Consider the following 21,263-nt stretch of genomic DNA (forward strand, 5'->3'; position numbering starts at 1 on the left):
GGACTGCCCGACCCGCCCTCCTTCACGACGCGTGCGCGATTACGGCGGGTTCCGAGGCGAGGTGCTCGATCGACGGCTGGCGGCCGAGCGCGGACTCCTCGAGCGAGTCGTAGGCGACGTAGTGCGTCGGGCGTGCCTGCACCGCGGTGAACATACGGCCCACGTACTCGCCCAGGAGCCCGAGGCCGAGCAACTGCGCGGCCCCGAAGCCGCTGATGACGACGATCGTGGAGGCCCAGCCCGTCACGGAGTGGCCCATGACCTTGGCCCACAACGCGAACGCGCCGACGCCGAAGGCGACGAGCAATCCGAGCAGCCCGCACCACGTCGCGAGGCGAAGCGGTGCGCTCGATGCGCCGGTGACGGCGTCGAGCGACAGCCGCAACATCTTGCTCAGCGGATACTTGGAGCGGCCGGCGGCGCGTTCCTCGCGGCGGTAGCCGACCTCGGCGGAGGGGAAACCGAGCGTCGGCACGGCGAGGCGCAGCACGCGGTTCGTCTCCGGCAGGGCCAGAACGGCGTCGACGGTCGCGCGCGACATCATCCGGAAGTCGCCGGCGTTCATCGCGCCGCGTGCGCCGAGCCGGGCCATGACGGCGTAGAACCCCTCGGCGGTGACCCGCTTGAAGAACGTGTCGCTCGAGCGATCCGTGCGCACGCCGTAGACGACGTCGACGCCGCGCTCCGTGCCGACGCGCAGCATCTCGCTGATCACCTCGGGCGGATCCTGCAGGTCGGCGTCGATCGTCACCGCCCAGTCGCCACGTGCGCGGGCGAGGCCGGCGCTGATCGCGGCCTGGTGACCCGAGTTGGCGCGCAACCGGACGACGCGTAGCTGCGGCCACGCGCGGCGGTAGCGCTCGAGCAGAGCGGGCGTCGCGTCACGGGAGCCGTCATCCACGCACACGACCTCGTAGGACGCGCGCAGATCGTCAAGCACGGGGCGGAGTCGCTCGACGAAGAGGGGGAGGACGGACTCCTCGTCGAACATGGGGACGACGACGGAAAGGTGGGGATTCATGACGGCAGCTCTCGTGACGTGCGGTGCGCAACGGCCTGGCGTCAGCGACGTTAGGAGGGCCTGCTGTGCCGATGCTGTGTCGAGGCAGTATCCTTGCTTTCATGACGTCGCTTGTTTCGCTCGCCGCAGCCGTTGAGGTTCCGGAGCTCGAGGAGAACCACATCTTCATGCCGCCGTGGGGCTTCGGTCTCATGGCGTTCACCATCTTCTTGCTGCTGTTCGCGCTGCTGTGGGCCTTCCGTAACACGGCTGCCCGCTTCGGTGCGCCGCGCGGTCAGGCTCACCATGGTGGCCCGGCTCCCGACAACCACAAGAAGCACGGGGCTTCGCACTGACACCACGAATCGGGGTCATGGGCGGTACGTTCGACCCCATTCACCACGGTCACCTCGTCGCGGCGAGTGAGGTTCAAAGCCTCCTCGACCTCGACGAGGTCATTTTCGTGCCCACGGGGCAGCCGTGGCAGAAGGCCGGTCGTGACGTCGCGGCTGCGGAGCACCGCTACCTCATGACGGTCATCGCGACAGCCTCGAACCCGCGCTTCAGCGTCAGCCGTGTCGACATCGATCGTGCCGGCCCGACGTACACGCGCGACACGTTGAAGGATCTGCACGCGCAGCGTCCCGACGCGGAACTGTTCTTCATCACGGGCGCCGACGCCCTGGCACAGATCCTGTCGTGGAAGGGGGTCGAGGAGCTGTGGGATCTCGCCCACTTCATCGGCGTCACCCGGCCCGGGCACGAGTTGAGTGACCACGGGCTCCCGCGTGATCGCGTCACCCTGCAGGAGATTCCGGCCATGGCGATCAGTTCCACCGACTGCCGTGACCGCGTTCGCGGCGAAAAGCCGGTCTGGTATCTCGTGCCGGACGGCGTCGTGCAGTACATCCACAAGTATCAGCTTTACGGCCCCGAAGCGGGCCACCTCCAGGAGGACTAGGTGACGGCTACAGACCGTTCCATCGAACTGACGCAGGCGGCCGCCCAGGCCGCTGCGGACAAGCTTGCGACGTCCATCGTCGCCCTCGACGTGAGCGACCAGCTCGCGATCACCGACACGTTCGTCATCGCCTCGGCGGAGAGCGAGCGTCAGGTCAACGCCATCGTCGACGCCGTCGAGGAGGCCTTGTTGCCGCTCGGCTCCAAGCCGGTGCGCCGCGAGGGCCGCGCGTCGGGCCGTTGGGTGCTCATCGACTTCGGTGACATCGTGCTGCAGGCCTTCCACGAGGAGGACCGGGAGTTCTACGACCTCGAGCGCCTCTGGCAGGACTGCCCCGTCATCGAGTTGGATCTCGACGAAGCCGCTACCTGATGGTCGCACCGCTCGATGGCCCGCTTCGGCGGGCCATTTTGCTGCGCCACGGTCAAACGGCGTGGAATCTGGAGAAGCGCTGGCAGGGACGAACGGACATCGCCCTCGATGCCACGGGACTCGCCCAGGCGGAGCGGGCGGCCGAGGTGCTCGTGCGGGACGCGTCGATCGTCTCGCTGACCTACTCGCCGTTGCGGCGGGCGGCGCAGACGGCCGCCGTCTTGAAGGGCGCGTTCGACCTGCGGGGCCGGCCGCTGCGGCGACGTCGCGACGAGCGGCTCGTCGAGATCGACGCCGGTGTGTGGTCGACCATGCTGCAGAGCGAGGTGCTCGAGGCCTACCCGGACGAGAGCGCCGCCATCGCACGCGGTGAGGACATCCCGCGCGGAATCCACGGCGAGACGATGGCGGACGTCGCGGCCCGGGCCCGTCAGGGATTCGACGAGGCCGTCGAGGTGCTGGGGCCGGGGGAGAGCGCCCTGCTCGTCATGCACGGCGCCGCGATGCGAGCCCTCGTGGCCGACGCCGTGGAGCTTCCCCACGCCACGCTCGCCGCCACGTTCGCGTCCGTGGGCAACTGTCACTGGGTGACGCTCGTGGGCGACGGTGCGCGCTGGGCGATCGAGCAGTGGAACGTGGGCGTCACGACTCCTGCGCGCTGAGCGGCGCGGCGATGTCTTCGAGCGACTGCTGCTCGGAATCGACGCCGAGGAAGATTTCCAGGATGCCGGCGCCGATCATGAGCGCACCACCGAGCCAGTACCCGGGTGCCATGGCCGAGATCGAGTCGGCCCCTTCGATGAGCTTGCCGAAGTAGAGCGGGCCGGCGATGCCTCCGACCGCGGTACCGACGGCGTAGAAGAACGCGATCGCCATGGCGCGCGTCTCCATCGGAAAGATCTCCGAGGCTGTGAGGTAGGCGGACGACGTGCCTGCGGAGGCGAAGAAGAACGTCACGCAACCGGCCGCCGTGAGCGTCACGGCGCTGAACGAGCCGAGGAAGAACGCGACCACGACGAGGAGCACCCCGGAGATGACGTAGGTGGCGGTGATCATGATGCGGCGGCCGATGGTGTCGAACAGACGGCCGAGCAACAACGCGCCGGCGAAGTTCGACAGGGCGAACGCGGCGATGTACCAGCCGGCCTGCTCGACGTGCAGGAGCGTGCCGAGAGCGTCGCCATAGGTGAAGAAGAACGCGTTGTACAGGAAGGCCTGGCCGACGAAGAGCGCGAGGCACAGCACCGTCCGCTTGGGGTAGCGCGTGAAGGCCGTGTGGGCGATCTCGGCGAACGTGATGGAGTGACGCTGCTTGATGGTGATCGTCTCGTCGTCGCCCACGTTCTCGAGGCGTTCATGTCTCTGCGTCTCGACGTGGTGCTCGATGTCGGTGACGACGTCCTCGGCCTCGTCGTCGCGACCGTGGATGAACAGCCAGCGCGGGCTCTCGGGTACGTGACGGCGCACGACGAGGATGACGAGGGCGAGAAGCGCGCCGAGTCCGAACGCCGCGCGCCAGCCCCAGGACTGGTCGACCTTCGTCGGGTCCAGCAGAAAGACGGTGAGCAGGGCGCCGAACATCGCTCCGAGCCAGTAGGTGCCGTTGACGACGATGTCGACGTTGCCCCGGTACTTCGCGGGGATGAGCTCGTCGATGGCGGAGTTGATGGCGGCGTACTCGCCACCGATGCCGGCACCGGTGAAGAAGCGGCACGCGAAGTACCAGACCGGGTTCATCGAGAAGGCGGTCAGCACGGTTGCTGCGGTGTAGAGCACAAGAGTGCCCATGAAGAGTTTCTTGCGTCCGATGCGGTCTGTGAGATGTCCGAAGAACAGGGCCCCGAGACACGCCCCCGCGACGTAGACGGCGCCCGCCATGCCGATGTCACCGCTCGAGAGGGCCAGGCCGTTCTTCGGATCCTGCAGGGCCTGCGACAGGGATCCGACGATCGTCACCTCGAGGCCATCGAGAATCCAGACGGTGCCGAGGCCGACGAGGATGCGCCAGTGCCAGGCCGACCACGGCAGCCGGTCGAGCCGTGCCGGGATGTTCGTCGTGATCGTTCTCAGTGCGTTCTGCGGCATGCCGCGCCCCCAGGTTTCGAGCGGTTGTCTCCCCGTCAGCGTACGCGGGCCGAAATGCGATGTTGCACCGGTTCTGTTGCGCCCCAGTCGAAGTGCCGCACCCCGGGGTGGGGTGCGGGGTTCGAGTAGGTTGGTGCGCGAGGTTACCGACGAGTTGGGCGACTACGACGTCGCCGAGTGTCACCGAGAGAGGCTGAGGATGAGCAAGCACGCGGGTCGTGAACGCAAGCGGATGTCCGCACGTCGCCTGGCGCGGCTGATGAACTTCTATCCGCCCCTGCTGGGCGCGGGAATCCGCGTGCGGGAGTTCTCCGACGACTGGACGCGGGCGCGCGTCGAGCTGCGGCTCAACCGCCTCAATCGCAACCAGAACGGCACGGCGTTCGGTGGGTCGATCAACGCGATGACGGACGCGTTCTTCCCGCTCCTGCTCATGCACCAGCTCGGCACGGACTATCTCGTGTGGGACAAGGCGTGCGAGATCGAGTTCAAGAAGCCGGGCACGGGCACCGTCTATGCGGAGTTCGAAGCGCCCAAGGAACTCGTCGCCGAGTTGAAGGCGAAGGCTGACGCCGAGGGCAAGGTGCTGCACACGTTCGAATGCGATCTTCACATGGCGGACGGCACCGTGGTGGCTCACGCGAAGCGCGTGGTCTACATCCGTAAGCGCTCGGATCGAGCCGCGGGCCAGAGGCAGGCGCAGTCGACCGGCGCGCCGGTTTCAGAGGCGTCGAACGTCGGCTGACCCCCGATTTGCGGGTGGCCGTGAAGGCTCGCTAAAGTGTGCGAGTCGCTCAGCGTTGCTGAGTTATTCGCGCGGGGCTATGGCGCAGTTGGTAGCGCGCTTCCATGGCATGGAAGAGGTCTGGGGTTCGAATCCCCATAGCTCCACCAATAGCAGAACGGCCAGGACACGCTTTTCGTCCTGGCCGTTCTGCCATTTATCGAACATGGCGATTCGAGGAGCCGCCGCAGCGTAGCGAGCCCGACGGGGTCCCCATAGCTCGCGTCATCGACCCCAGCCACCGAACCACAAGGCAACAAGGGACGAGATCTTCCCTTCTTGCGCGCAAGATGCGCCCTTGGACACAAGAGGGGAAGAATCCGCACCTCGTTGCGTCATCCCGCCCGGAGCCGGCCGCCGGAGGTGCAGGCGTGGCGCTGCTCCGTAGGACGGAGCCGGGCCCGGCCCAAGTTGGCGCGGAGGCGACCGGAGGGTAAAGTAACCGTGTTGCTCACCCCGGTGAGCGCGGGGCTATGGCGCAGTTGGTAGCGCGCTTCCATGGCATGGAAGAGGTCTGGGGTTCGAATCCCCATAGCTCCACCAGTGGCAGAACGGCCAGGACACGCTTTTCGTCCTGGTCGTTCTGCCATTTATTGAACTTTGTGATTCGAGGAGGAGGGCGAGCGCTAGCGAGTCCGACGGAGTCCCCATAGCTCCACCAATGGCAGAACGGCCAGGACACGCTTTTCGTCCTGGCCCTTCTGCTTTGCCCTAAGGATCGAACCCGGTTGGCGGTGCACACGCAGAAGGGGCGGGCGTCCGAAGACACCCGCCCCTTCTGGCACTCGTCAGTGCGTCACTTGAGCTGGCCGCTCGTCAGGCCGAGTAGGCGCCGGGCGACGACGAGCAGCTGGATCTGCTGCGTGCCTTCGAAGATGTCGAGGATCTTCGAGTCGCGCGCCCACTTCTCGAGCAGCTCGGTTTCGGCGTAGCCGTCGACACCGACGAGCTCGATGCACGACAGTGCGACGTCGACGCAGGTGCGGCCGGCCTTGGCCTTCGCCATCGACGCTTCCATCGAGTTGGGCTTGCCGTTGTCGGCCATCCACGCGGCGCGCAGCGTGAGCAGGAGCGCGGCCTCGTAGTCGGCCTCCATCTGCACGAGTCGGGCGCTCGCGTACGACTGCGCGGCGATCGGGGCGTCCCAGTCCTGACCGTGGCCGGTCTTCTCGAGCGCGGCGCGCGTAAAGTCGAGGCAGGCGCGCGTCAGGCCGACGGCCATCGACGCGACGAGCGGACGCGTGTTGTCGAACGTCTGCATCGCACCACCGAAGCCGCCCTCGGTGCGGATCTCCGGGTCACCGAGCAGGTCGGAGGCCGGCACGCGGCAGTCGTCGAGCACGAACGCGGCGGTGTCGGAGGCGCGGATGCCGAGCTTGTGCTCGAGACGCACGAGCTTGAGGCCCGGGTTCGAGCGCTCCACGACGAACGACTTGATGGCCTTCTTGCCGAGCGACTTGTCAAGCGTCGCCCACACGACGACGAGCTCGGCGCGCTCACCGGAGGTGACGAAGATCTTCTCGCCGTTGAGGACGTACTCGTCGCCGTCCTTCGTGGCCGTCGTGCGGATGTTGCCGGAGTCCGAGCCGGTGTCCGGCTCGGTGATCGCCATGGCGGCCCAACGGTTGCCGTAGCGCTCCTTCTGCTCGTCGTTCGCGACGGCGGCGATGGCGGCGTTACCGAGGCCCTGGCGGGGGATCGACAGCGTCAGGCCCACGTCGCCGCGGCACGTCTCCATGATGGACAGCGCCGAGCTCATGTTGGCGCCGTTCTTGTTGCCGCCCTTCTTGGCGGACTTGCTCGGCTTCTCCTCGTCCTCGGCGGCGCGCGTCGAGCCGGAGGCACCGGCGCCGTTTCCGGCGCCCGAGTCGGACATGCCGTCGATGAGGGCCGACACGAGGTCGAGCTCACGCGGGTACTCGTGCTCGGCGAGGTCGTACTTGCGGCTGACGGGGCGGAAGACCTCGTCGGCCATCGAACCGGCCTGCTTGACGAGGGGAACGAACTTCTTCGGGATTTCGAGATCGATCATGACGTTTCCTTTGCGCGAAATCTTCGGGGAGTGGGGGAGTGAGGCGTCAGACGCCCACGCCGCCCTCGAGGACGCCTGCGCCGCGCAGGTCGCGGTACCACCGCTCGTTGTCGAACTCCTTGACGAAGCCGTGGCCGCCGAGCAGCTGAACCGCGTCGCTACCGATCTGCGCGCCGTACTTCGTGACGAGCGCGCGGGCGTGCGCGATGGCCTCGGCGGCTGCTTCGGGCTTGCGGCCGGAGTCGAGACGAGCCGCCGCACGCAGCGTTGCCAGGCGCATGCCGTCGAGCTCGATCGCGATGTTCGCCACGGTGAACGCGACAGCCTGACGGTGACCGATCGGCTCACCGAACGCCTTGCGCTCCGTCACGTACTGCGAGACCTGGTCGAGCACGGCGCGGCCGGTGCCACACGCGAGAGCGGCCCAGGCGAGGCGGGAACGGCGGATCGCGTCGAGCGCGTCCTCGCTCGTGCCGAGCAGGTGGTCCGCGGAGACCTCGACGTTCTCTAGGTGCAGGCGGCCGGTGTGCGACGCGCGAACACCCATGGCCGGGTCGTCGCTCACCTTGAGGCCCTCGGTGCCGGCCTCGACGATGACGAGGCGCAGGTCGCCGTCGACCTCGGCCGTGACGACGAACAGCTCGGCCGAGTCGGCGCACGGCACGAGGGCCTTCTCGCCGGTGAGAACGAGCTTGTCGCCGCGGAGCTCGCCCTTGGTAGCGGGCTTGCGCGGGTCGGCCAGCGGGCCGGCCTCGGCAATCGCGAGCGAGGCGACGGCAGGCTTCTTCTCGTCGGTGAACGCGGGAAGGTACGTCTCCTGCTGCGCCGACGAACCGTAGGAGGCAATCGCTCCGGCAACGGCGGCGGGCGCCATGATGCCGACCGCGAGACCCATGTCGCCGCGGGCGAGGTGCTCGAGCACGAGCACGTTCATGACGGCGGAGCGCTCCTCGGCGACACCGCCGAGCTCGGCGGGAACGGACAGGAGCGTCAGGCCCATCTCGGCCGCCTGGGCGCGGATCTCGTCGGGCACGGCGCGGGCACCGTCGGCGTCGGCGGCTGCGGGACGCAGAACCTCGTCGGCCAGTTCGGCAGCGACTCCGGCGATCATCGCCTGGTCCTCGGTCGGCGTGAGGTCGAACTCCCGACGCGGCTTCGTCGGGGCCGGACGTGCCGGCTCACCCGAACCGCTCTTCTTCGCGAACGCACGGCCCGCGGCAGTCTGAACCTTGAAGCCCTGCTTGCTGCCGTTGTAGAGCGCGCGCTCGACCTTGGAGCGCACGGCGGGGTTCTTGAGCAGGTCGTGCCCGCCCGCCTTGGCCAACAGTCGAAGAGCGACCGCCTGGCCCTTGTCGGCGATCGACGCCTTCGAGTTCGTGGAAGTCATCTCGGCCTTTCCTCTGGATCGTTGAGCGGCCCCCCGGCGGGCCAACTTTCCCTGAGGTTACCTGATCGTAGGTACGCGCGGTATCGGAAACTGTGAGTATCGGTAACAACCTCTTCGGCGCGTGGCTCTGTGCGTTGGGGACGGGGCGCCACGACGCTGGGGGGGCCGGGTCGTACCCTGGGCGCATGGTCACCGTCCGTCGCGCCGAACACTCCGACATCCCCGAGATCGTCCGACTCAAGGGCCTGCTCATGGAGGACGGTTGGCCATGGCACATCGAGCTCGACGACGCGTGGCGCGAGCGATGCGCGGCAGCCGCGGCGACCTTGCTCGACTCGCCGAACTACGCGTGCTTCGTCATCGACGCCGAGGAGGGTGCGGGCCCCGGCACACCGCTCGCATCGATCGTCTCGACGTCCGTGGAGCAGCACCTTCCCGGACCGGACGGATCGGGGCGTTCGGCGTACCTCGGTGACATGAGCACCGATCTGGTCTTCCGCGGTCGCGGCTACGGCAAGACCTTGCTCGACGCCGCGCTCGCCTGGTGTCGCGAACAGGACGCCGGGTGGGTGAGCCTGTTCTCCACCGAGAGTGGCCACTCGCTCTACCGCAAGGCCGGGTTCAGCCCGGTCGGGCCGTTCCAACACATGTCGATGGGCCTGGACTGACTCGTCTCGCGACCCGGCGCGGCATGACAGCGTCAGCGGCGTCGGTCAGACCTGTCGTCGTTCTCGGTCAGCGCCGTCCTGGAACGGCGGCGATGACCGACTCGAAGATCCCGCGATCCAGTGCCGTGCCCTCGCGGCGCACCGAGGCCTCGTCGAGCTGGAGGATGCGGTCGAGGCGAACCTCGCTCGGACGCCCGGCGCGATCCCACGCGCCCGATCCGATGTCCATCCAGTGCCGACCGGCTCGTGCTTCCTGCGCGGCGTCGCGGTCGTGGTCCTTGCTCGTCAGGGGGAGCGCGAGCGTCACGCTGTCCTCCTGCGGGTGACGGGCGACGACGAGCACCGGCCTGTCCTTGCCCTGGGTGTGGTCCTCCTCGTACGGCACCCACGCCCAGACGATCTCGCCGGGGTCGGGACGGCCGTCGTCCTTCGCCTGCCAGCTCGTGGCGGGCAGGGCGCCATGCCAGTCGCCTCGATAGCCCGTGTCGGCGGGGGCGTTCGATGCAGGCGAGCGCCGCCCGCCGCCCCGTGAGTGCTGTGGCGTCGCGACGGTGCCCGGGGTCTTCGGCGCCTGCGATCGCTTCGCAGCACCGGAGCGATCCGAGCGCGATCTTCCGTCGAGAAGAGCCCTCATGCCCTCGCGCGCGAGGGAGGTAGCGACACGACCGGCCATCTGCTTGAGGTTCACGCCACGAGCCTAACGAGCGGGCCCGCCCTCGTGACGAAACACACGCGTCGGCAGCCCCGCGGACGGTACGAGGCACTCTTCGGCGGCTGGAACAATCGATAGGTGACCGAACCGACCGCGCTCCGCGACATCGCCGACCCCTCCGTCGTCGACGAGGGCAACGGCGCACATCCGCGGGCCGGTCTCGCGATCGCGGCGCTCGCGCTCGGCGGCTTCGCCATCGGCACGACGGAGTTCGTCACGATGGGGCTGCTGCCCGACATCTCCCGCGGTCTCGGCATCTCGATCCCGCAGGCGGGCAACGCCGTCTCCGCGTACGCGCTCGGTGTCGTCATCGGCGCGCCGCTCGTCACGATGGTGTTCGCCAAGGTGCCGCGCAAGACGGTGCTCATCGGCCTCATGCTCGCGTTCTTCGTCGGCAACGTCGGGGCTGCTTTGGCTCCGAACTACCACGTGCTCCTCGCTGCCCGTGTCGTCTCCGGCATGCCGCACGGTGCCTTCTTCGGCCTTGGTGCGGTTGTCGCTGCGTCGCTCGTTGCCCAACACCGGCGCACCTGGGCCGTCTCGATGACGCTCGGCGGCCTCAACGTCGCCAACGTCATCGGCGTGCCGATCGCGACGTGGATGGGGCAGCGCATGGGATGGCAGTGGCCCTACGCGCTCGTGGCCGTCATCGGTCTGCTCTCGGCGCTCGCCGTGTTGGCGTGGGTGCCTCACCAGGGGACGACGGGACTCGTCACGGCGAAGAAGGAACTCAAGGCGCTCACCCGGCCGCAGGTGTGGTTCGCGCTCGCCATCGGCATCGTCGGGTTCGGCGGCATGTTCTCGACGTTCAGCTACATCGCCCCGACGATGACCGAGTTGACCGGCTTCTCCGAGGCCACCGTGCCGCTCATCCTCGTCGTGTACGGCGTCGGCATGACGTGTGGCGCGCTCGTCTCCGGACGCGTCGCGATGCACGGGCTCATGCGCGGCATCTTCGGTTGCCTCATCGCGATCGCCGTCATGCTCGCCCTGTTCGGGTACGCCGCGCACTACAAGCCGACGGCCGTGCTGTTCGTCTGGCTCCTCGGCTTCCTGCCGACGGTCATGGTGCCGATGATCCAGATCCGCCTCATGGACGTTGCCCACGAGGGTCAGTCGCTCGCCGCCGCGCTCAACCACGCGACGCTCAACTTCGCCAACGCCCTCGGGGCGTGGCTCGGCGGCGTCGTCCTCGACGCGGGGCTCGGCTACGAGTGGTGCTCGCGTGTCGGTGCGATTCTCGCCGTGTTCGGCGCCGTCGTGGCTGCGGCGTCAGCGTTCACCTCACGCCGTGAGGCGGCCTCGCAGCACGCGGCAGCTGCCTGACCTACCCTTCGGCGTTTGCTCAGAATCGACGACGCGAGCGCTTGTCGTTGATGAGCCAGGCAGACAGCAGTCCGCCGGCCGCGCCGCCGAGGTGCCCCTGCCACGACACGCCCTGTGCCCCGGGGAGAACGCCCCACAGGACGTCACCGAACACGGCGAGGAGCGCGAGGCCGAGTGCAACCTCGGTCCAGCGCTTGCTCCACGCGCCGCGCACGATGAGGTAGGTCAGCCAGCCGAAGACGATGCCGGACGCTCCGGCCGTCGCAGAGTGCGGGGGAGTGAGGGCCCACGCCGCGAGACCCGAGCAGACCATGACGACGAGCGTCACCTGCACGGCCACCCGTCGTCCGCTGAGGCCGAGGAGGAAGCCGAAGGGCAGCAGCAGCGCCGTGTTGCCGATGAGGTGCGCCCACCCGTAGTGCGCGAAGGAGAACGTGAAGATCGACGGGAGGTCGGTGAACTCCCAGGCGCGCAACGACGCGAAGCGGTCGACGGCGTGACGCGTGATCACGTCGATGATCTCGACGACCCACAGCAGGGCCACGAAGAAGGCGGTGTCGACGGCGGAGGACCCTGCCCGTCCACCGGCCTGGCGCGTTCGCTCACGAAGGTCCATGGACCGATTCTGCCAACGCTGGGGAGCGAGTCGGGCACTGGAGCGACGGCGGTGATCCGGTTCGCGCAGGCATGGAAGAATGAATGGTCACGTACTGTGCCGTCCCCGACGTAGCGCTCCAGACGAAATCGACGAGGTATTCAGTTGTCACCCATGGCCCGCAAGGCACTCGAGCCGGCCGCGACCCCGCCGGAGATGATCCGCAACTTCTGCATCATCGCCCACATCGACCACGGCAAGTCGACGCTGGCCGACCGCATGCTCCAGCTGACGGGTGTCGTCGAGCAGCGGGCCATGCGCGCGCAGTACCTCGACCGCATGGACATCGAGCGTGAGCGCGGTATCACGATCAAGAGCCAGGCCGTGCGCATGCCGTGGGAGCTCGATGGTCAGACGTACGCGCTCAACATGATCGACACCCCCGGTCACGTCGACTTCACATACGAGGTCTCGCGTTCGCTCGCTGCGTGTGAGGGCGCGATCCTCCTCGTCGACGCCGCTCAGGGCATCGAGGCTCAGACTCTCGCGAACCTCTATCTCGCGATGGAGAACGACCTCGAGATCATCCCTGTGCTCAACAAGATCGACCTGCCGGCAGCGCAGCCGGAGAAGTACGCCGCCGAGATTGCGGGCCTCATCGGCGCCGACCCCGACGACGTTCTCAAGGTTTCCGGCAAGACCGGCGAGGGCGTCGAGGCGCTCCTCGACAAGATCGTCGGCACGCTGCCCCCGCCCGTCGGTGACGCAGACGCCCCGGCGCGCGCCATGATCTTCGACTCGGTCTACGACACCTACCGCGGCGTCGTCACCTACGTCCGTGTCGTCGACGGCAAGCTCAACCCGCGCGAGAAGATCGCCATGATGTCCACGGGTGCCACGCACGAACTCCTCGAAATCGGCGTCAGCTCGCCCGAGCCGACCGCGACGAAGGGCCTCGGCGTCGGCGAGGTGGGTTACCTCATCACCGGTGTGAAGGACGTGCGTCAGTCCAAGGTCGGTGACACCGTGACGAACGCGGCCAAGCCGGCCGACAAGGCCATCGGCGGGTACTCGGACCCGAAGCCCATGGTGTTCTCGGGGCTGTACCCGATCGACGGTTCGGACTACCCGCTGCTGCGTGACGCCCTCGACAAGCTCAAGCTCAACGACGCTGCGCTCGTCTACGAGCCCGAGACGTCGGCCGCGCTCGGCTTTGGTTTCCGCGTCGGCTTCCTCGGCATGCTGCACCTCGAGATCACGCGTGAGCGCCTCGAGAGCGAATTCGACCTCGACCTCATCTCCACGCTGCCGAACGTCGTCTACCAGGTGACGACAGACGACGGCCGTGTCACCGAGGTGACCAACCCGAGCGAGTTCCCCGACGGCAAGATCGCCGACATCACCGAGCCGGTCGTGAAGTCGACCATCCTCATCCCGAGCGAGTTCATCGGTGCCGTCATGGAGCTGTGCCAGAACAAGCGCGGCAACCTGCTCGGCATGGACTACCTCTCCGAGGAGCGCGTCGAGATGCGTTACACGCTGCCCCTCGCGGAGATCGTGTTCGACTTCTTCGACCAGCTGAAGTCGAAGACGCGCGGGTACGCCTCGCTCGACTACGAACCCGCCGGCGAGCAGAGTGCCAACCTCGTCAAGGTCGACATCCTGCTCCAGGGCGACAAGGTCGACGCGTTCAGCTCGATCGTCCACCGTGACAAGGCCTACGGCTACGGCACGATGATGGCGACGAAGCTCAAGGACCTCATTCCGCGCCAGCAGTTCGAGGTGCCGATCCAGGCCGCCATCGGCACGCGCGTCATCGCTCGTGAGAACATCCGCGCCATCCGCAAGGACGTGCTCGCCAAGTGCTACGGCGGTGACATCTCGCGTAAGCGCAAGCTGCTCGAGAAGCAGAAGGAAGGCAAGAAGCGCATGAAGATGGTCGGCTCGGTCGAGGTGCCGCAGGAAGCCTTCATCGCAGCGCTGAGCCAGGGCGACGAGAAGCCGAAGGACAAGAAGTGAGCAAGCCCGGCTTCGTCCCGGGTTCGGTGACGCCGCCCGGTGAAGAGGGTCAGGCGGCCGAACGCCCGCTCGCGCGGACCCGTTCGTTCACCCGCCGCGGCGGCCGCATGCCCGAACGTCACCACCGTGCGCTCGCCGACCACTCCGGGCAGTACGTCATCGACGTGCCGCGCAAGGAGGCCTCGACCGAACCGATCGACGGCTACCACGTCGACATGGAGCAGGTGTTCGGACGCACCGCGCCGCTCGTCGTCGAGATCGGTTCCGGCGCGGGCGATCAGGTCGTCCACGCGGCTGCCGAGAACCCGGGGACGGACTTCATCGCGCTCGAGGTGTGGCGCCCGGGCATCGCGCAGACGATCTCCAAGGCCGTCCACGCCGGCGTGACCAACGTCCGGCTCATCGAGATCGACGCGTCCGAGGCGCTCGACCGTCTCTTCGCGCCGGGCTCCGTTGCCGAGGTGTGGACGTTCTTCCCGGACCCGTGGCCCAAGAGCAAGCACCACAAGCGTCGCCTCGTGCAGCCCGGCTTCGCCGAGGTCGTCGCCGACGTTCTCGTGCCCGGTGGCACGTGGCGCCTCGCCACCGACTGGGCCGACTACGCGTGGCACATGCGCGACGTCGTCGAGGGCTCACCGCGTTTCGACAACCCGCACGTGGGACGCCTCGCCGACCCCGGTGACCCGGACGTCGACCCCGAGGGTGCGCGTGGCGGGTTCGCCCCGCGCTTCGAGGGACGCACGACCACGCGCTTCGAGAACAAGGGCCTCAAGGTTGAGCGCGTCGTGCGTGATCTCGCGGTGACTCGGGCGAACTGACGTGAGCTACCTCGACGACCTGTTCTCCCTTGAGGGGCTGAATGCCGTCGTCACGGGTGGGTCGTCGGGCATCGGGCGAGGTATCGCCACGGCCCTTGCGGGTGCCGGTGCGAGCGTTCACCTCGTGGCCCGGGACGCCGACAAGCTCGCCACAGCGGCCGCCGAGATCGGCGCGACGTGGGAAGTCTGCGACGTCGGTGATGCGAACGCGCTGGCGAACCTGGCTGTCGGTGCCGCGGTGCAGCACGCGGACATCCTCGTCACGTGTGCCGGCGTCAACCACCGACCGCCACTGGCGGACACGAGCGAAGAGCAGTACGCCGAGACGATGGCCGTCAACCTCGAAGCGCCCTACCGGCTCGGCCAGGCCGCAGGGCCACGCATGGCCGAGCGCGGGTACGGACGCATCCTCAACATCGGCTCGCAGCAGAGCTGGAGGGCCTTCGGCAACTCCGGCGTTTACGGCGTGACGAAGGCCGCCGTCACCGGGCTGTCACGCTCGCAAGCGGAGGCCTGGTCACGCTCTGGTGTCACGGCGAACACGATCGTTCCCGGATTCGTCGTCACCCCGATGACGTTGCCCACCGTCGCCGAACCGGGGCGCGAAGAGGCGCTCGCGGCCTGCACCCTCGTAGGACGCAACGGCGTGCCCGAGGACTTCGCGGGCCTCGCGGTGTTCCTCGCGTCGCGGGCGAGTGGTTTCGTGACCGGCCAGACGATCGCGGCCGACGGCGGCTTCAGCGTCCACTGAGCGCTCGCTGTTACTCGCGGGTAATCTGGTGGGTATGAACCAGACTGTCGCGCTCTACACGAAGCTCACGAAGAAGAACGAGAAGCTCGGTCGCGCAGCCTTCTCGGCCGCCTTCGCGCTCAAGGCGCCTTACTTCCGCACGATTGCGCCCGTTGTGAAGACCATGGAGCCGCACCGCGGCGTCGTGGCCATCAAGAAGTGGTGGGGTGTGCAGAACCACATCGGCACCGTCCACGCCATCGCGATTGCCAACGGCATGGAGATGGCCATGGGTCTGCTCGCCGAGGCCACGGTGCCCAAGGGCATGCGCTGGATCCCCAAGGGCATCCAGCTCGACTACGTCGCCAAGACCCCCGGCGATGTCGAGTGCGTCGCCGAGACGAGCCCCGAGGACTGGGCCAAGGAGCCTCCCTTCACGGTGGACGTGCGCATGACGGGACGCCTGGTCAAGGACGGCACGGTCGCCGTCCAGGGCATCATCCCGATCTACGTCTCCGCCAAGAAGTAACGCCTGACGCCGCTACGAGGCCGCCGCGATCGCAAGAAGCGACGTGGCGGCCTCGTTCGTCATCCGGCGCGGACCTGCCCACACGGCGCGCAGCTTCCGGCGCAGGTCGACGTCGCGGATGGTGATCTCGACGAGGGTGCCCGCGGCCAGGGCATCACTGATCGCGAGTCGGCTGAGGACGGCCGGCCCGGTGCCGGCCGACACGGAGACCTTGACCGCGGCGTTGCTCGACAGCTCCAGCAGTGGCGGAGCGCAGGTGCGCGGGCGCATCGCGCGGTCGAGCGCCACGCGGGTTCCGGATCCCGGCTCGCGGGTGACGAGGGCCGTCGCGGCGAGTTCGTCCGCGTCAATACTGCGAGTTCGGGCCCAGGGGTGGTGTGCGGCGACGGCAAGGACGAGGTCGTCCGTGGCGACGACCGTCGAGTTGAGGCCGCGAGGGGCACCCGGGCCCTCGATGAACCCGAGATCGATCTCACCGGAGCGAGCGGCGCTGAGCACGTCGGTCGTGTTGCCGACGGCGACGGAGAGGCCCGGCGTGGCCTCACCGGAATGGGCTTCGTGCCAGCGCGCGATCCAGCCCGGCAGGAGGTGCTCGGCCACGGTCTGGCTGGCCATCACGGTGAGCGGTGCATCCACGCCGCTCACCAGGGCGGTGACGCCGGCGTCGAGATCGCGCGCGGCCTCCAGCACGCCGCGAGCCCACTCGACGACCATGAGGCCCTGCGTCGTCAGGGTGGCGCCGGTTGTGGCGCGGTGGAGAAGGGGCACGCCGACCGAGCGCTCGAGCCGCGCCATGCTGCGGCTGGCGTTGGGCTGCGCCGAGCCACAGGCACGTGCGCCGGCGCTGAGGGAGCCGTGGTCGGCCACGGCCACGAGCAGCTCCAGGGCTGCGAGATCCGGCCAGCTCTTCATCGGGCCAGCGTAACCGGCGTCCATATCCGCCGCATATACCAGCATGCTGAACATGGCACTACCGGCCAGGTCGTAGGCGTTCGAGGATGGGGAGCGTGACCCGACCCGAGCAACGCCGCGCAGAAACAGCGGCCCGAACTGCATCCCACCCAGTGGCCGGCGGTCTGGCCCTGGCGTTCGCAGCGGCGCTCGTCGGGTTCGTCGTGTCACGCATCAGCCCGCTGCTCAGCCCGGTGCTCGTGGCGATTCTGCTCGGCGTCGTCGCCGCCAACGCCGTGCGGCTCGACGCGTGGCGCCCTGGCCTCGACCTGGCCGGGAAGCGCGTTCTGCGCATCGGCATCGTGCTGCTCGGCCTCCAGCTCTCGCTCGGCGCCATCGCCTCGCTCGGCTTCGGTGTCATCGTCCTGGCCGTTGCTGTGGTGGCGCTCGGAGTGCCCTTCGGGCTGTGGTGCGGCAAGCGGCTCGGTATTGAGCCCACGCAGAGTCTGCTCACGGCGTGCGGGTTCTCGATCTGCGGCGCCGCAGCCGTCGCCGCAGCAGCAGGGGTGAGCGACGCCCGCGACGAGGAGGTCGCAACGTCGGTCGCGCTCGTCGTCGTCTTCGGCACGCTCATGATCCCGCTCGTCGCGCTGTCCGCCGCCTTGGGGCTCGACGATCACACCGGGGGCGTTTTCGCGGGTGCGAGCGTGCACGAGGTGGCCCAGGTCGTCGCTGCCGGGGGCCTCGTCGGGCAGGGGGCGCTCGCGGTGGCCGTCGTCGTGAAGCTCGCCCGCGTGCTCATGCTGGCGCCGTTGATCACCGTCATCGCCGTGCATCGACGTCGGACCATGGGCGGGGCAGAGTCCGGGTCGGCAACCCTCCCACCCCCCGTGCCGCTGTTCGTCGTCGGCTTCGTCGCAGCGGTCGTCGTGCGGAGCGTGGTGCCGATCCCGAGTTCCGTGTTGGACGGGGCGAAGGTGCTCCAGACGCTGCTGCTCGCCGCCGCGATGTTCGCTCTCGGCACGGGAGTGACGGCCAAGGCCATGCGTGCTGCCGGCGCGGCACCCTTCGCGCAGGCAGCGCTCTGCACCGTCTTCGTCGCCGCCCTCGGCCTGGGCGGGGCGTTGCTCGTCGGTTAGAGACGCTCCGCAGGCGGTGGGAGAATGCCACCCATGCCGCAGATGCCCGACGGAGAGCCCGCACCGAACGACGGAGCGCTGCCAGCCGACGCCCTCGCGAGCGTGCCGGGCAGCGCCTTCGCGATGTACCTGCACGTGCCGTTCTGCGTGACGCGCTGTGGGTACTGCGACTTCAACACCTACACGCTCACCGAACTCGGCGTCCCCGGCGCGAGCCTCGACACGTACGCGGGCGCTGTCGAACGTGAACTCGACCTCGCAGCGCGCGAAATGGGAAAGGCGCCCGGCGGCGTGCCGACAGTGCAGACCATCTTCGTCGGTGGAGGAACGCCGACGATGCTCGCAGCGACCGACCTCGTGCGGATGCTCGACGCGGCGCGCGAGCGGTTCGGCCTCGCCGACGACGCCGAGGTGACGACCGAGGCCAACCCCGACTCGGTCGACGAAACGTACCTGCGCGTGCTCGCCGAGGGCGGCTTCACGCGCATCTCCGTCGGGATGCAGTCGTCGGTGCCGCACGTTCTCGCGACGCTGGAGCGCACCCATGATCCGGCCAACGTCGAGCGCGCCGTCCGCGCCGCCAAGGCTGCCGGCCTGCAGGTGAGTCTCGACCTCATCTACGGCGCGCCGGGGGAGTCGCTCGACGACTGGCGGGCCTCGTTGGAGGCGGCGATCGCGCTCCATCCCGACCACATCAGCGCCTACGCGCTCGTCGTCGAGGAGGGCACGAAGATGGGCGCCCAGGTGCGCCGCGGCGAACTGCCGCTTCCCGATGACGACGACGAAGCAGACAAGTACGAACTGGCCGACGAACTCCTCGAGGCCGCGGGGTACCGCTGGTACGAGGTGTCGAACTGGGCGAAGGAACCGCGCTTCCAGTGCCGTCACAACCTGGCCTACTGGCGTGACGAACCGTGGTGGGGCGCGGGTCCCGGAGCCCACAGCCACGTCGGCGGGGTGCGCTGGTGGAACGTCAAACACCCGCGCGCCTACGCACAGCGGGTCGGTGAAGGAACCTCACCTGCGCTCGCGCGCGAGATCCTCGACGAGCGTCAGCGCTACGAGGAGAAGGTGCTCCTGCGCGTGCGTCTCGCTGAGGGGTTGCCGCTCGACCTGCTCGACGACGCGGGTCGTCACGCGGTGGCGGGACTCGTCGCGGACGGTCTGCTCGAGGGAACGCCTGCGGTCCGTGACCGTCGGGCCGTGCTCACACTGCGCGGGCGGCTGCTCACAGACACCGTCGTCCGTCGGCTGCTCGACTACTGACCGCCGAACGTGAAGGGCCGGAACGTCACCCCAGAGATGTGACGTTTCGGCCCTTCGCGTTGTCGGCCCCGAGTCAGCTGAGCACGCGCAGCTGGAACGGGTAGCGGTAGGGGCGGCCGCTGCTCGCGTTGAGCGCGCCACGGATGTGGCACCACAGGGCAACCACCGTGATGACGAGCCACAGCGGGATCGCGACGACGATGCCGATGAACGTGATGGCGAACAGCCAGCCGACCCAGTAGAGCAACCACCAGGAGAGGTTGAAGTTGAACGCCCCGGCGGCGGCTTCACGCACGGCGGGTGACTTGTCCTTGTAGATGAACCACACGATGAGCGGGCCGAGCAGGCTGAGCGAACCGGCCGACACGACGGCCGCGACGAGTGCAGAAAGGTGGGCGACCACAGCGGCGCCCGTCTCGTCGGAGCTCAACTGGCGGGGCGTGACGCCCGCCTCGGTGGGCCGACCGTTGGGGTAGGCGTCGCCGTTGTGGCTCCACTGGGGGTCGGGGGTGGGGTAGGGCTGCTGGCTCATGGTGTCCTCACGACCTTGGATGCTTTGGTGAACATCGTTCCAACCTCAACGATGCCCTCCTCATTCCGTCGGCGCCATCCTGGGTGACCCTGGCTCGTCCCTGAGGCTGGGGCTCAGGGCGTCACTGCTGCTCGGGGTCGGTGACGAAGTCGATGAGTTCCTCGACTCGTCCGAGCAGTTCCGGTTGCAGGTCGGCGTAGGTGCGCACTGTGCCAAGGATCTGCTTCCAGCCCCGCGCGACGTCGGCCTGACTCTGGTGCGGCCACCCGAGCTCGGCGAGGATGCCGTGCTTCCACGACTGACCCTTGGGGATCGTCGGCCACTTGGACCACCCGAGGCGCTCGGGGCGCACCGACTGCCACACGTCGACGTAGGGGTGACCGACGATGAGCACGTGATCGCGGGCCTGCGGAAGTGCCTGGGCCTCGGCGACGATGCGGGCCTCCTTCGTGCCGGGCACGAGGTGGTCGACGAGGATGCCGAGACGGCGCCCCTTCTCGGGGCGGAAGTCGCGGATGACGGCGGCGAGGTCGTCGACGCCCTCGAGGTACTCGACGACGACGCCCTCGATGCGCAGGTCGTCACCCCAGACCTTCTCGACGAGTTCGGCGTCGTGACGGCCCTCGACGAAGATGCGCGAACCGAGGGCCACGCGCGCCTTGGCGTTCGGGACGGCGACCGAACCCGACGCCGTGCGTCCGGCCTGCACCTTGCGCTCGGCGAGTGCGGCAGCGTCTGCGGGACGCGGGGGAGTGAGGATGACGGGTTCACCGTCAACGAGGAAGCCACCCCCGAGGGCGAAGCCGCGGGTCTTGCCGAAGCGATCCTCGAGGAAGACGACGTGGGTTCCACCCGACTTCTCGACGCGAACGACGGCACCCACGTAACCGCTCTGGGCGTCCTCGACAACAACGTCGCGCTCGGCCGGCACCTCACGCGAGCGGCCGCGCTTGGGCGCGCGCCAGTCACCGGAGAGGACGTCGGAGCCGTAGCGGTCGTTCATGGCAGTCAGGGTAGGCAAGCCCGACGCGGCACGGGCGGAGGCGCGCTGGGCGGGCGCAGAAGCGGCGCCGCCCACGGTCAGGACGAGCGGAGGAAGGTGAGCACCGCCGCCACTCGACGGTGCTCGTCGCCGTCGGTGTGCAGATCGAGCTTGGTGAAGATGCGTTGCACGTGCTTCTCCACGGCGCCCTCCGTGACGACGAGGCGCTTCGCGATGCCTCGGTTCGTCAGACCCTCGGCGATGAGCAGGTGGATCCACCAGCCTGCGAACAGGTAGACGCTGTCGCGCAGTGCACGGCGTGGGGACCAGCGGAACTCGCGGTCCGTCGCCGAGCCGGCGGCGTTCGTGGGGACAGGGGCTGTGACGTCTGGAGTGCTCATCTCTTCGACGCTATGGAGAGGCACGGGGGCACAA

At 68.5% G+C, this 21,263-nt stretch carries 23 protein-coding genes and 2 tRNA genes; 15 read left to right on the forward strand and 10 right to left on the reverse strand.

The features are described 5' to 3' along the window. Window positions 1-22: 22 nt before the first annotated feature. Window positions 23-1,021: a glycosyltransferase family 2 protein gene (locus AA983_RS09750; RefSeq protein ID WP_047312041.1), complete on the reverse strand. Its 999-nt coding sequence runs from the start codon at window positions 1,019-1,021 to the stop codon at window positions 23-25. A gap of 101 nt (window positions 1,022-1,122) precedes the next feature. On the opposite strand from AA983_RS09750, the gene AA983_RS09755 reads away from it, so the two are divergent. The 4 genes from AA983_RS09755 to AA983_RS09770 are packed head-to-tail and all read left to right on the forward strand — an operon-like array spanning window position 1,123 to window position 2,995. Continuing rightward, entirely contained in the window at window positions 1,123-1,356 is a 234-nt protein-coding gene (locus AA983_RS09755) for a hypothetical protein (protein ID WP_047312042.1), read from the forward strand. Continuing rightward, window positions 1,353-1,961: a nicotinate-nucleotide adenylyltransferase gene (nadD, locus tag AA983_RS09760; RefSeq protein WP_255352627.1), complete on the forward strand. Its 609-nt coding sequence runs from the start codon at window positions 1,353-1,355 to the stop codon at window positions 1,959-1,961. The genes AA983_RS09755 and nadD overlap by 4 nt, the downstream gene beginning before the upstream one ends. Further along, on the forward strand, window positions 1,962-2,333 hold the full coding sequence (gene rsfS, locus AA983_RS09765) for a ribosome silencing factor (RefSeq protein WP_047312044.1): 372 nt from the start codon (window positions 1,962-1,964) through the stop codon (window positions 2,331-2,333). Continuing rightward, window positions 2,333-2,995 carry a histidine phosphatase family protein gene (locus AA983_RS09770; protein ID WP_047312045.1) on the forward strand — a complete coding sequence of 221 codons (663 nt, stop codon included), beginning with the start codon at window positions 2,333-2,335 and terminating at the stop codon, window positions 2,993-2,995. The genes rsfS and AA983_RS09770 overlap by 1 nt, the downstream gene beginning before the upstream one ends. On the opposite strand, the gene AA983_RS09775 is transcribed toward AA983_RS09770, so the two are convergent. Continuing rightward, the gene (locus AA983_RS09775) at window positions 2,976-4,418 is read right to left on the reverse strand and encodes an MFS transporter (protein WP_047312046.1); all 1,443 of its coding nucleotides are present in this window, start codon (window positions 4,416-4,418) and stop codon (window positions 2,976-2,978) included. The genes AA983_RS09770 and AA983_RS09775 overlap by 20 nt on opposite strands. Before the next feature lie 199 nt (window positions 4,419-4,617). On the opposite strand from AA983_RS09775, the gene AA983_RS09780 reads away from it, so the two are divergent. The 3 genes from AA983_RS09780 (at window position 4,618) to AA983_RS09790 (ending at window position 5,745) form a co-directional block, all read left to right on the forward strand. Further along, window positions 4,618-5,163, forward strand: a complete 546-nt coding sequence (locus tag AA983_RS09780) for a DUF4442 domain-containing protein (protein ID WP_052947059.1) — start codon at window positions 4,618-4,620, stop codon at window positions 5,161-5,163. A 73-nt stretch (window positions 5,164-5,236) separates the two neighbouring features. Then, window positions 5,237-5,312 (forward strand) — tRNA-Ala (locus AA983_RS09785). Between the two features lie 357 nt (window positions 5,313-5,669). Further along, a tRNA-Ala gene (locus AA983_RS09790) sits at window positions 5,670-5,745 on the forward strand. A gap of 253 nt (window positions 5,746-5,998) precedes the next feature. Here AA983_RS09790 and AA983_RS09795 read toward each other — a convergent pair. Together AA983_RS09795 and AA983_RS09800 are read right to left on the reverse strand one after the other, a co-directional pair. Next, window positions 5,999-7,234, reverse strand: a complete 1,236-nt coding sequence (locus AA983_RS09795; protein ID WP_047312047.1) for an acyl-CoA dehydrogenase family protein — start codon at window positions 7,232-7,234, stop codon at window positions 5,999-6,001. Window positions 7,235-7,280: 46 nt separating this feature from the next. Next, window positions 7,281-8,621, reverse strand: a complete 1,341-nt coding sequence (locus AA983_RS09800; RefSeq protein WP_047312048.1) for an acyl-CoA dehydrogenase family protein — start codon at window positions 8,619-8,621, stop codon at window positions 7,281-7,283. 185 nt (window positions 8,622-8,806) lie between these two features. On the opposite strand from AA983_RS09800, the gene AA983_RS09805 reads away from it, so the two are divergent. Beyond that, window positions 8,807-9,289 (forward strand): GNAT family N-acetyltransferase, encoded by a 483-nt coding sequence (locus tag AA983_RS09805; protein ID WP_047312049.1) that lies wholly within the window; start codon window positions 8,807-8,809, stop codon window positions 9,287-9,289. Between the two features lie 67 nt (window positions 9,290-9,356). Here AA983_RS09805 and AA983_RS09810 read toward each other — a convergent pair whose 3' ends face one another. Next, window positions 9,357-9,977 (reverse strand): type II toxin-antitoxin system PemK/MazF family toxin, encoded by a 621-nt coding sequence (locus tag AA983_RS09810; protein ID WP_052947051.1) that lies wholly within the window; start codon window positions 9,975-9,977, stop codon window positions 9,357-9,359. Between the two features lie 102 nt (window positions 9,978-10,079). On the opposite strand from AA983_RS09810, the gene AA983_RS09815 reads away from it, so the two are divergent. After that, window positions 10,080-11,327 carry an MFS transporter gene (locus tag AA983_RS09815; protein WP_082128835.1) on the forward strand — a complete coding sequence of 416 codons (1,248 nt, stop codon included), beginning with the start codon at window positions 10,080-10,082 and terminating at the stop codon, window positions 11,325-11,327. 19 nt (window positions 11,328-11,346) lie between these two features. Here AA983_RS09815 and AA983_RS09820 read toward each other — a convergent pair whose 3' ends face one another. Then, complete coding sequence (locus AA983_RS09820; RefSeq protein ID WP_052947052.1) at window positions 11,347-11,943, reverse strand: rhomboid family intramembrane serine protease; 597 nt, start codon at window positions 11,941-11,943, stop codon at window positions 11,347-11,349. A 153-nt stretch (window positions 11,944-12,096) separates the two neighbouring features. Between AA983_RS09820 and lepA the strand changes: the two genes are divergently transcribed. The 4 genes from lepA to AA983_RS09840 are packed head-to-tail and all read left to right on the forward strand — an operon-like array spanning window position 12,097 to window position 16,018. Beyond that, window positions 12,097-13,941 carry a translation elongation factor 4 gene (gene lepA, locus AA983_RS09825; RefSeq protein ID WP_047312050.1) on the forward strand — a complete coding sequence of 615 codons (1,845 nt, stop codon included), beginning with the start codon at window positions 12,097-12,099 and terminating at the stop codon, window positions 13,939-13,941. After that, window positions 13,938-14,759 carry a tRNA (guanosine(46)-N7)-methyltransferase TrmB gene (gene trmB, locus AA983_RS09830; RefSeq protein WP_047312051.1) on the forward strand — a complete coding sequence of 274 codons (822 nt, stop codon included), beginning with the start codon at window positions 13,938-13,940 and terminating at the stop codon, window positions 14,757-14,759. The genes lepA and trmB overlap by 4 nt, the downstream gene beginning before the upstream one ends. A 1-nt stretch (window position 14,760) precedes the next feature. Continuing rightward, on the forward strand, window positions 14,761-15,510 hold the full coding sequence (locus tag AA983_RS09835) for an SDR family NAD(P)-dependent oxidoreductase (RefSeq protein ID WP_047312052.1): 750 nt from the start codon (window positions 14,761-14,763) through the stop codon (window positions 15,508-15,510). Between the two features lie 34 nt (window positions 15,511-15,544). Further along, complete coding sequence (locus AA983_RS09840) at window positions 15,545-16,018, forward strand: hotdog fold domain-containing protein (RefSeq protein WP_047312053.1); 474 nt, start codon at window positions 15,545-15,547, stop codon at window positions 16,016-16,018. A 12-nt stretch (window positions 16,019-16,030) separates the two neighbouring features. Here the strand turns inward: AA983_RS09840 and AA983_RS09845 are convergent, their stop codons facing one another. Next, window positions 16,031-16,930: a LysR family transcriptional regulator gene (locus AA983_RS09845; protein ID WP_047312220.1), complete on the reverse strand. Its 900-nt coding sequence runs from the start codon at window positions 16,928-16,930 to the stop codon at window positions 16,031-16,033. 86 nt (window positions 16,931-17,016) lie between these two features. Between AA983_RS09845 and AA983_RS09850 the strand changes: the two genes are divergently transcribed. Then, window positions 17,017-18,048 (forward strand): YeiH family protein, encoded by a 1,032-nt coding sequence (locus tag AA983_RS09850; protein ID WP_047312054.1) that lies wholly within the window; start codon window positions 17,017-17,019, stop codon window positions 18,046-18,048. Window positions 18,049-18,081: 33 nt separating this feature from the next. Further along, entirely contained in the window at window positions 18,082-19,314 is a 1,233-nt protein-coding gene (gene hemW / locus AA983_RS09855) for a radical SAM family heme chaperone HemW (protein ID WP_047312055.1), read from the forward strand. Between the two features lie 73 nt (window positions 19,315-19,387). Here hemW and AA983_RS09860 read toward each other — a convergent pair whose 3' ends face one another. The 3 genes from AA983_RS09860 to AA983_RS09870 all read right to left on the reverse strand — a co-directional run bounded on the left by AA983_RS09860 (window position 19,388) and on the right by AA983_RS09870 (window position 21,229). Further along, window positions 19,388-19,846, reverse strand: coding sequence for a DUF4870 domain-containing protein (locus AA983_RS09860; RefSeq protein WP_082128836.1), 459 nt, complete (start codon window positions 19,844-19,846; stop codon window positions 19,388-19,390). Window positions 19,847-19,967: 121 nt separating this feature from the next. After that, window positions 19,968-20,849 carry a DUF3097 domain-containing protein gene (locus AA983_RS09865; RefSeq protein ID WP_047312056.1) on the reverse strand — a complete coding sequence of 294 codons (882 nt, stop codon included), beginning with the start codon at window positions 20,847-20,849 and terminating at the stop codon, window positions 19,968-19,970. A 77-nt stretch (window positions 20,850-20,926) separates the two neighbouring features. After that, window positions 20,927-21,229, reverse strand: coding sequence for a response regulator transcription factor (locus AA983_RS09870; protein WP_047312057.1), 303 nt, complete (start codon window positions 21,227-21,229; stop codon window positions 20,927-20,929). Between the last annotated feature and the right edge of the window lie 34 nt (window positions 21,230-21,263).

Source organism: Dermacoccus sp. PE3, assembly GCF_001021715.1.
Classification (GTDB): domain Bacteria; phylum Actinomycetota; class Actinomycetes; order Actinomycetales; family Dermatophilaceae; genus Dermacoccus; species Dermacoccus abyssi.

Coding starts and splice junctions, on each gene's coding strand:
- AA983_RS09850 (WP_047312054.1), top strand. CDS start 17,017: ATGGGGAGCGTGACCCGACCCGAGCAACGCCGCGCAGAAACAGCGGCC.
- AA983_RS09840 (WP_047312053.1), top strand. CDS start 15,545: ATGAACCAGACTGTCGCGCTCTACACGAAGCTCACGAAGAAGAACGAG.
- hemW (WP_047312055.1), top strand. CDS start 18,082: ATGCCGCAGATGCCCGACGGAGAGCCCGCACCGAACGACGGAGCGCTG.
- AA983_RS09795 (WP_047312047.1), bottom strand. CDS start 7,234: ATGATCGATCTCGAAATCCCGAAGAAGTTCGTTCCCCTCGTCAAGCAG.
- AA983_RS09775 (WP_047312046.1), bottom strand. CDS start 4,418: ATGCCGCAGAACGCACTGAGAACGATCACGACGAACATCCCGGCACGG.
- AA983_RS09805 (WP_047312049.1), top strand. CDS start 8,807: ATGGTCACCGTCCGTCGCGCCGAACACTCCGACATCCCCGAGATCGTC.
- lepA (WP_047312050.1), top strand. CDS start 12,097: ATGGCCCGCAAGGCACTCGAGCCGGCCGCGACCCCGCCGGAGATGATC.
- AA983_RS09780 (WP_052947059.1), top strand. CDS start 4,618: ATGAGCAAGCACGCGGGTCGTGAACGCAAGCGGATGTCCGCACGTCGC.
- AA983_RS09800 (WP_047312048.1), bottom strand. CDS start 8,621: ATGACTTCCACGAACTCGAAGGCGTCGATCGCCGACAAGGGCCAGGCG.
- AA983_RS09860 (WP_082128836.1), bottom strand. CDS start 19,846: ATGAGCCAGCAGCCCTACCCCACCCCCGACCCCCAGTGGAGCCACAAC.
- AA983_RS09820 (WP_052947052.1), bottom strand. CDS start 11,943: ATGGACCTTCGTGAGCGAACGCGCCAGGCCGGTGGACGGGCAGGGTCC.
- AA983_RS09865 (WP_047312056.1), bottom strand. CDS start 20,849: ATGAACGACCGCTACGGCTCCGACGTCCTCTCCGGTGACTGGCGCGCG.
- AA983_RS09870 (WP_047312057.1), bottom strand. CDS start 21,229: ATGAGCACTCCAGACGTCACAGCCCCTGTCCCCACGAACGCCGCCGGC.
- AA983_RS09845 (WP_047312220.1), bottom strand. CDS start 16,930: ATGAAGAGCTGGCCGGATCTCGCAGCCCTGGAGCTGCTCGTGGCCGTG.
- AA983_RS09750 (WP_047312041.1), bottom strand. CDS start 1,021: ATGAATCCCCACCTTTCCGTCGTCGTCCCCATGTTCGACGAGGAGTCC.
- AA983_RS09755 (WP_047312042.1), top strand. CDS start 1,123: ATGACGTCGCTTGTTTCGCTCGCCGCAGCCGTTGAGGTTCCGGAGCTC.
- AA983_RS09770 (WP_047312045.1), top strand. CDS start 2,333: ATGGTCGCACCGCTCGATGGCCCGCTTCGGCGGGCCATTTTGCTGCGC.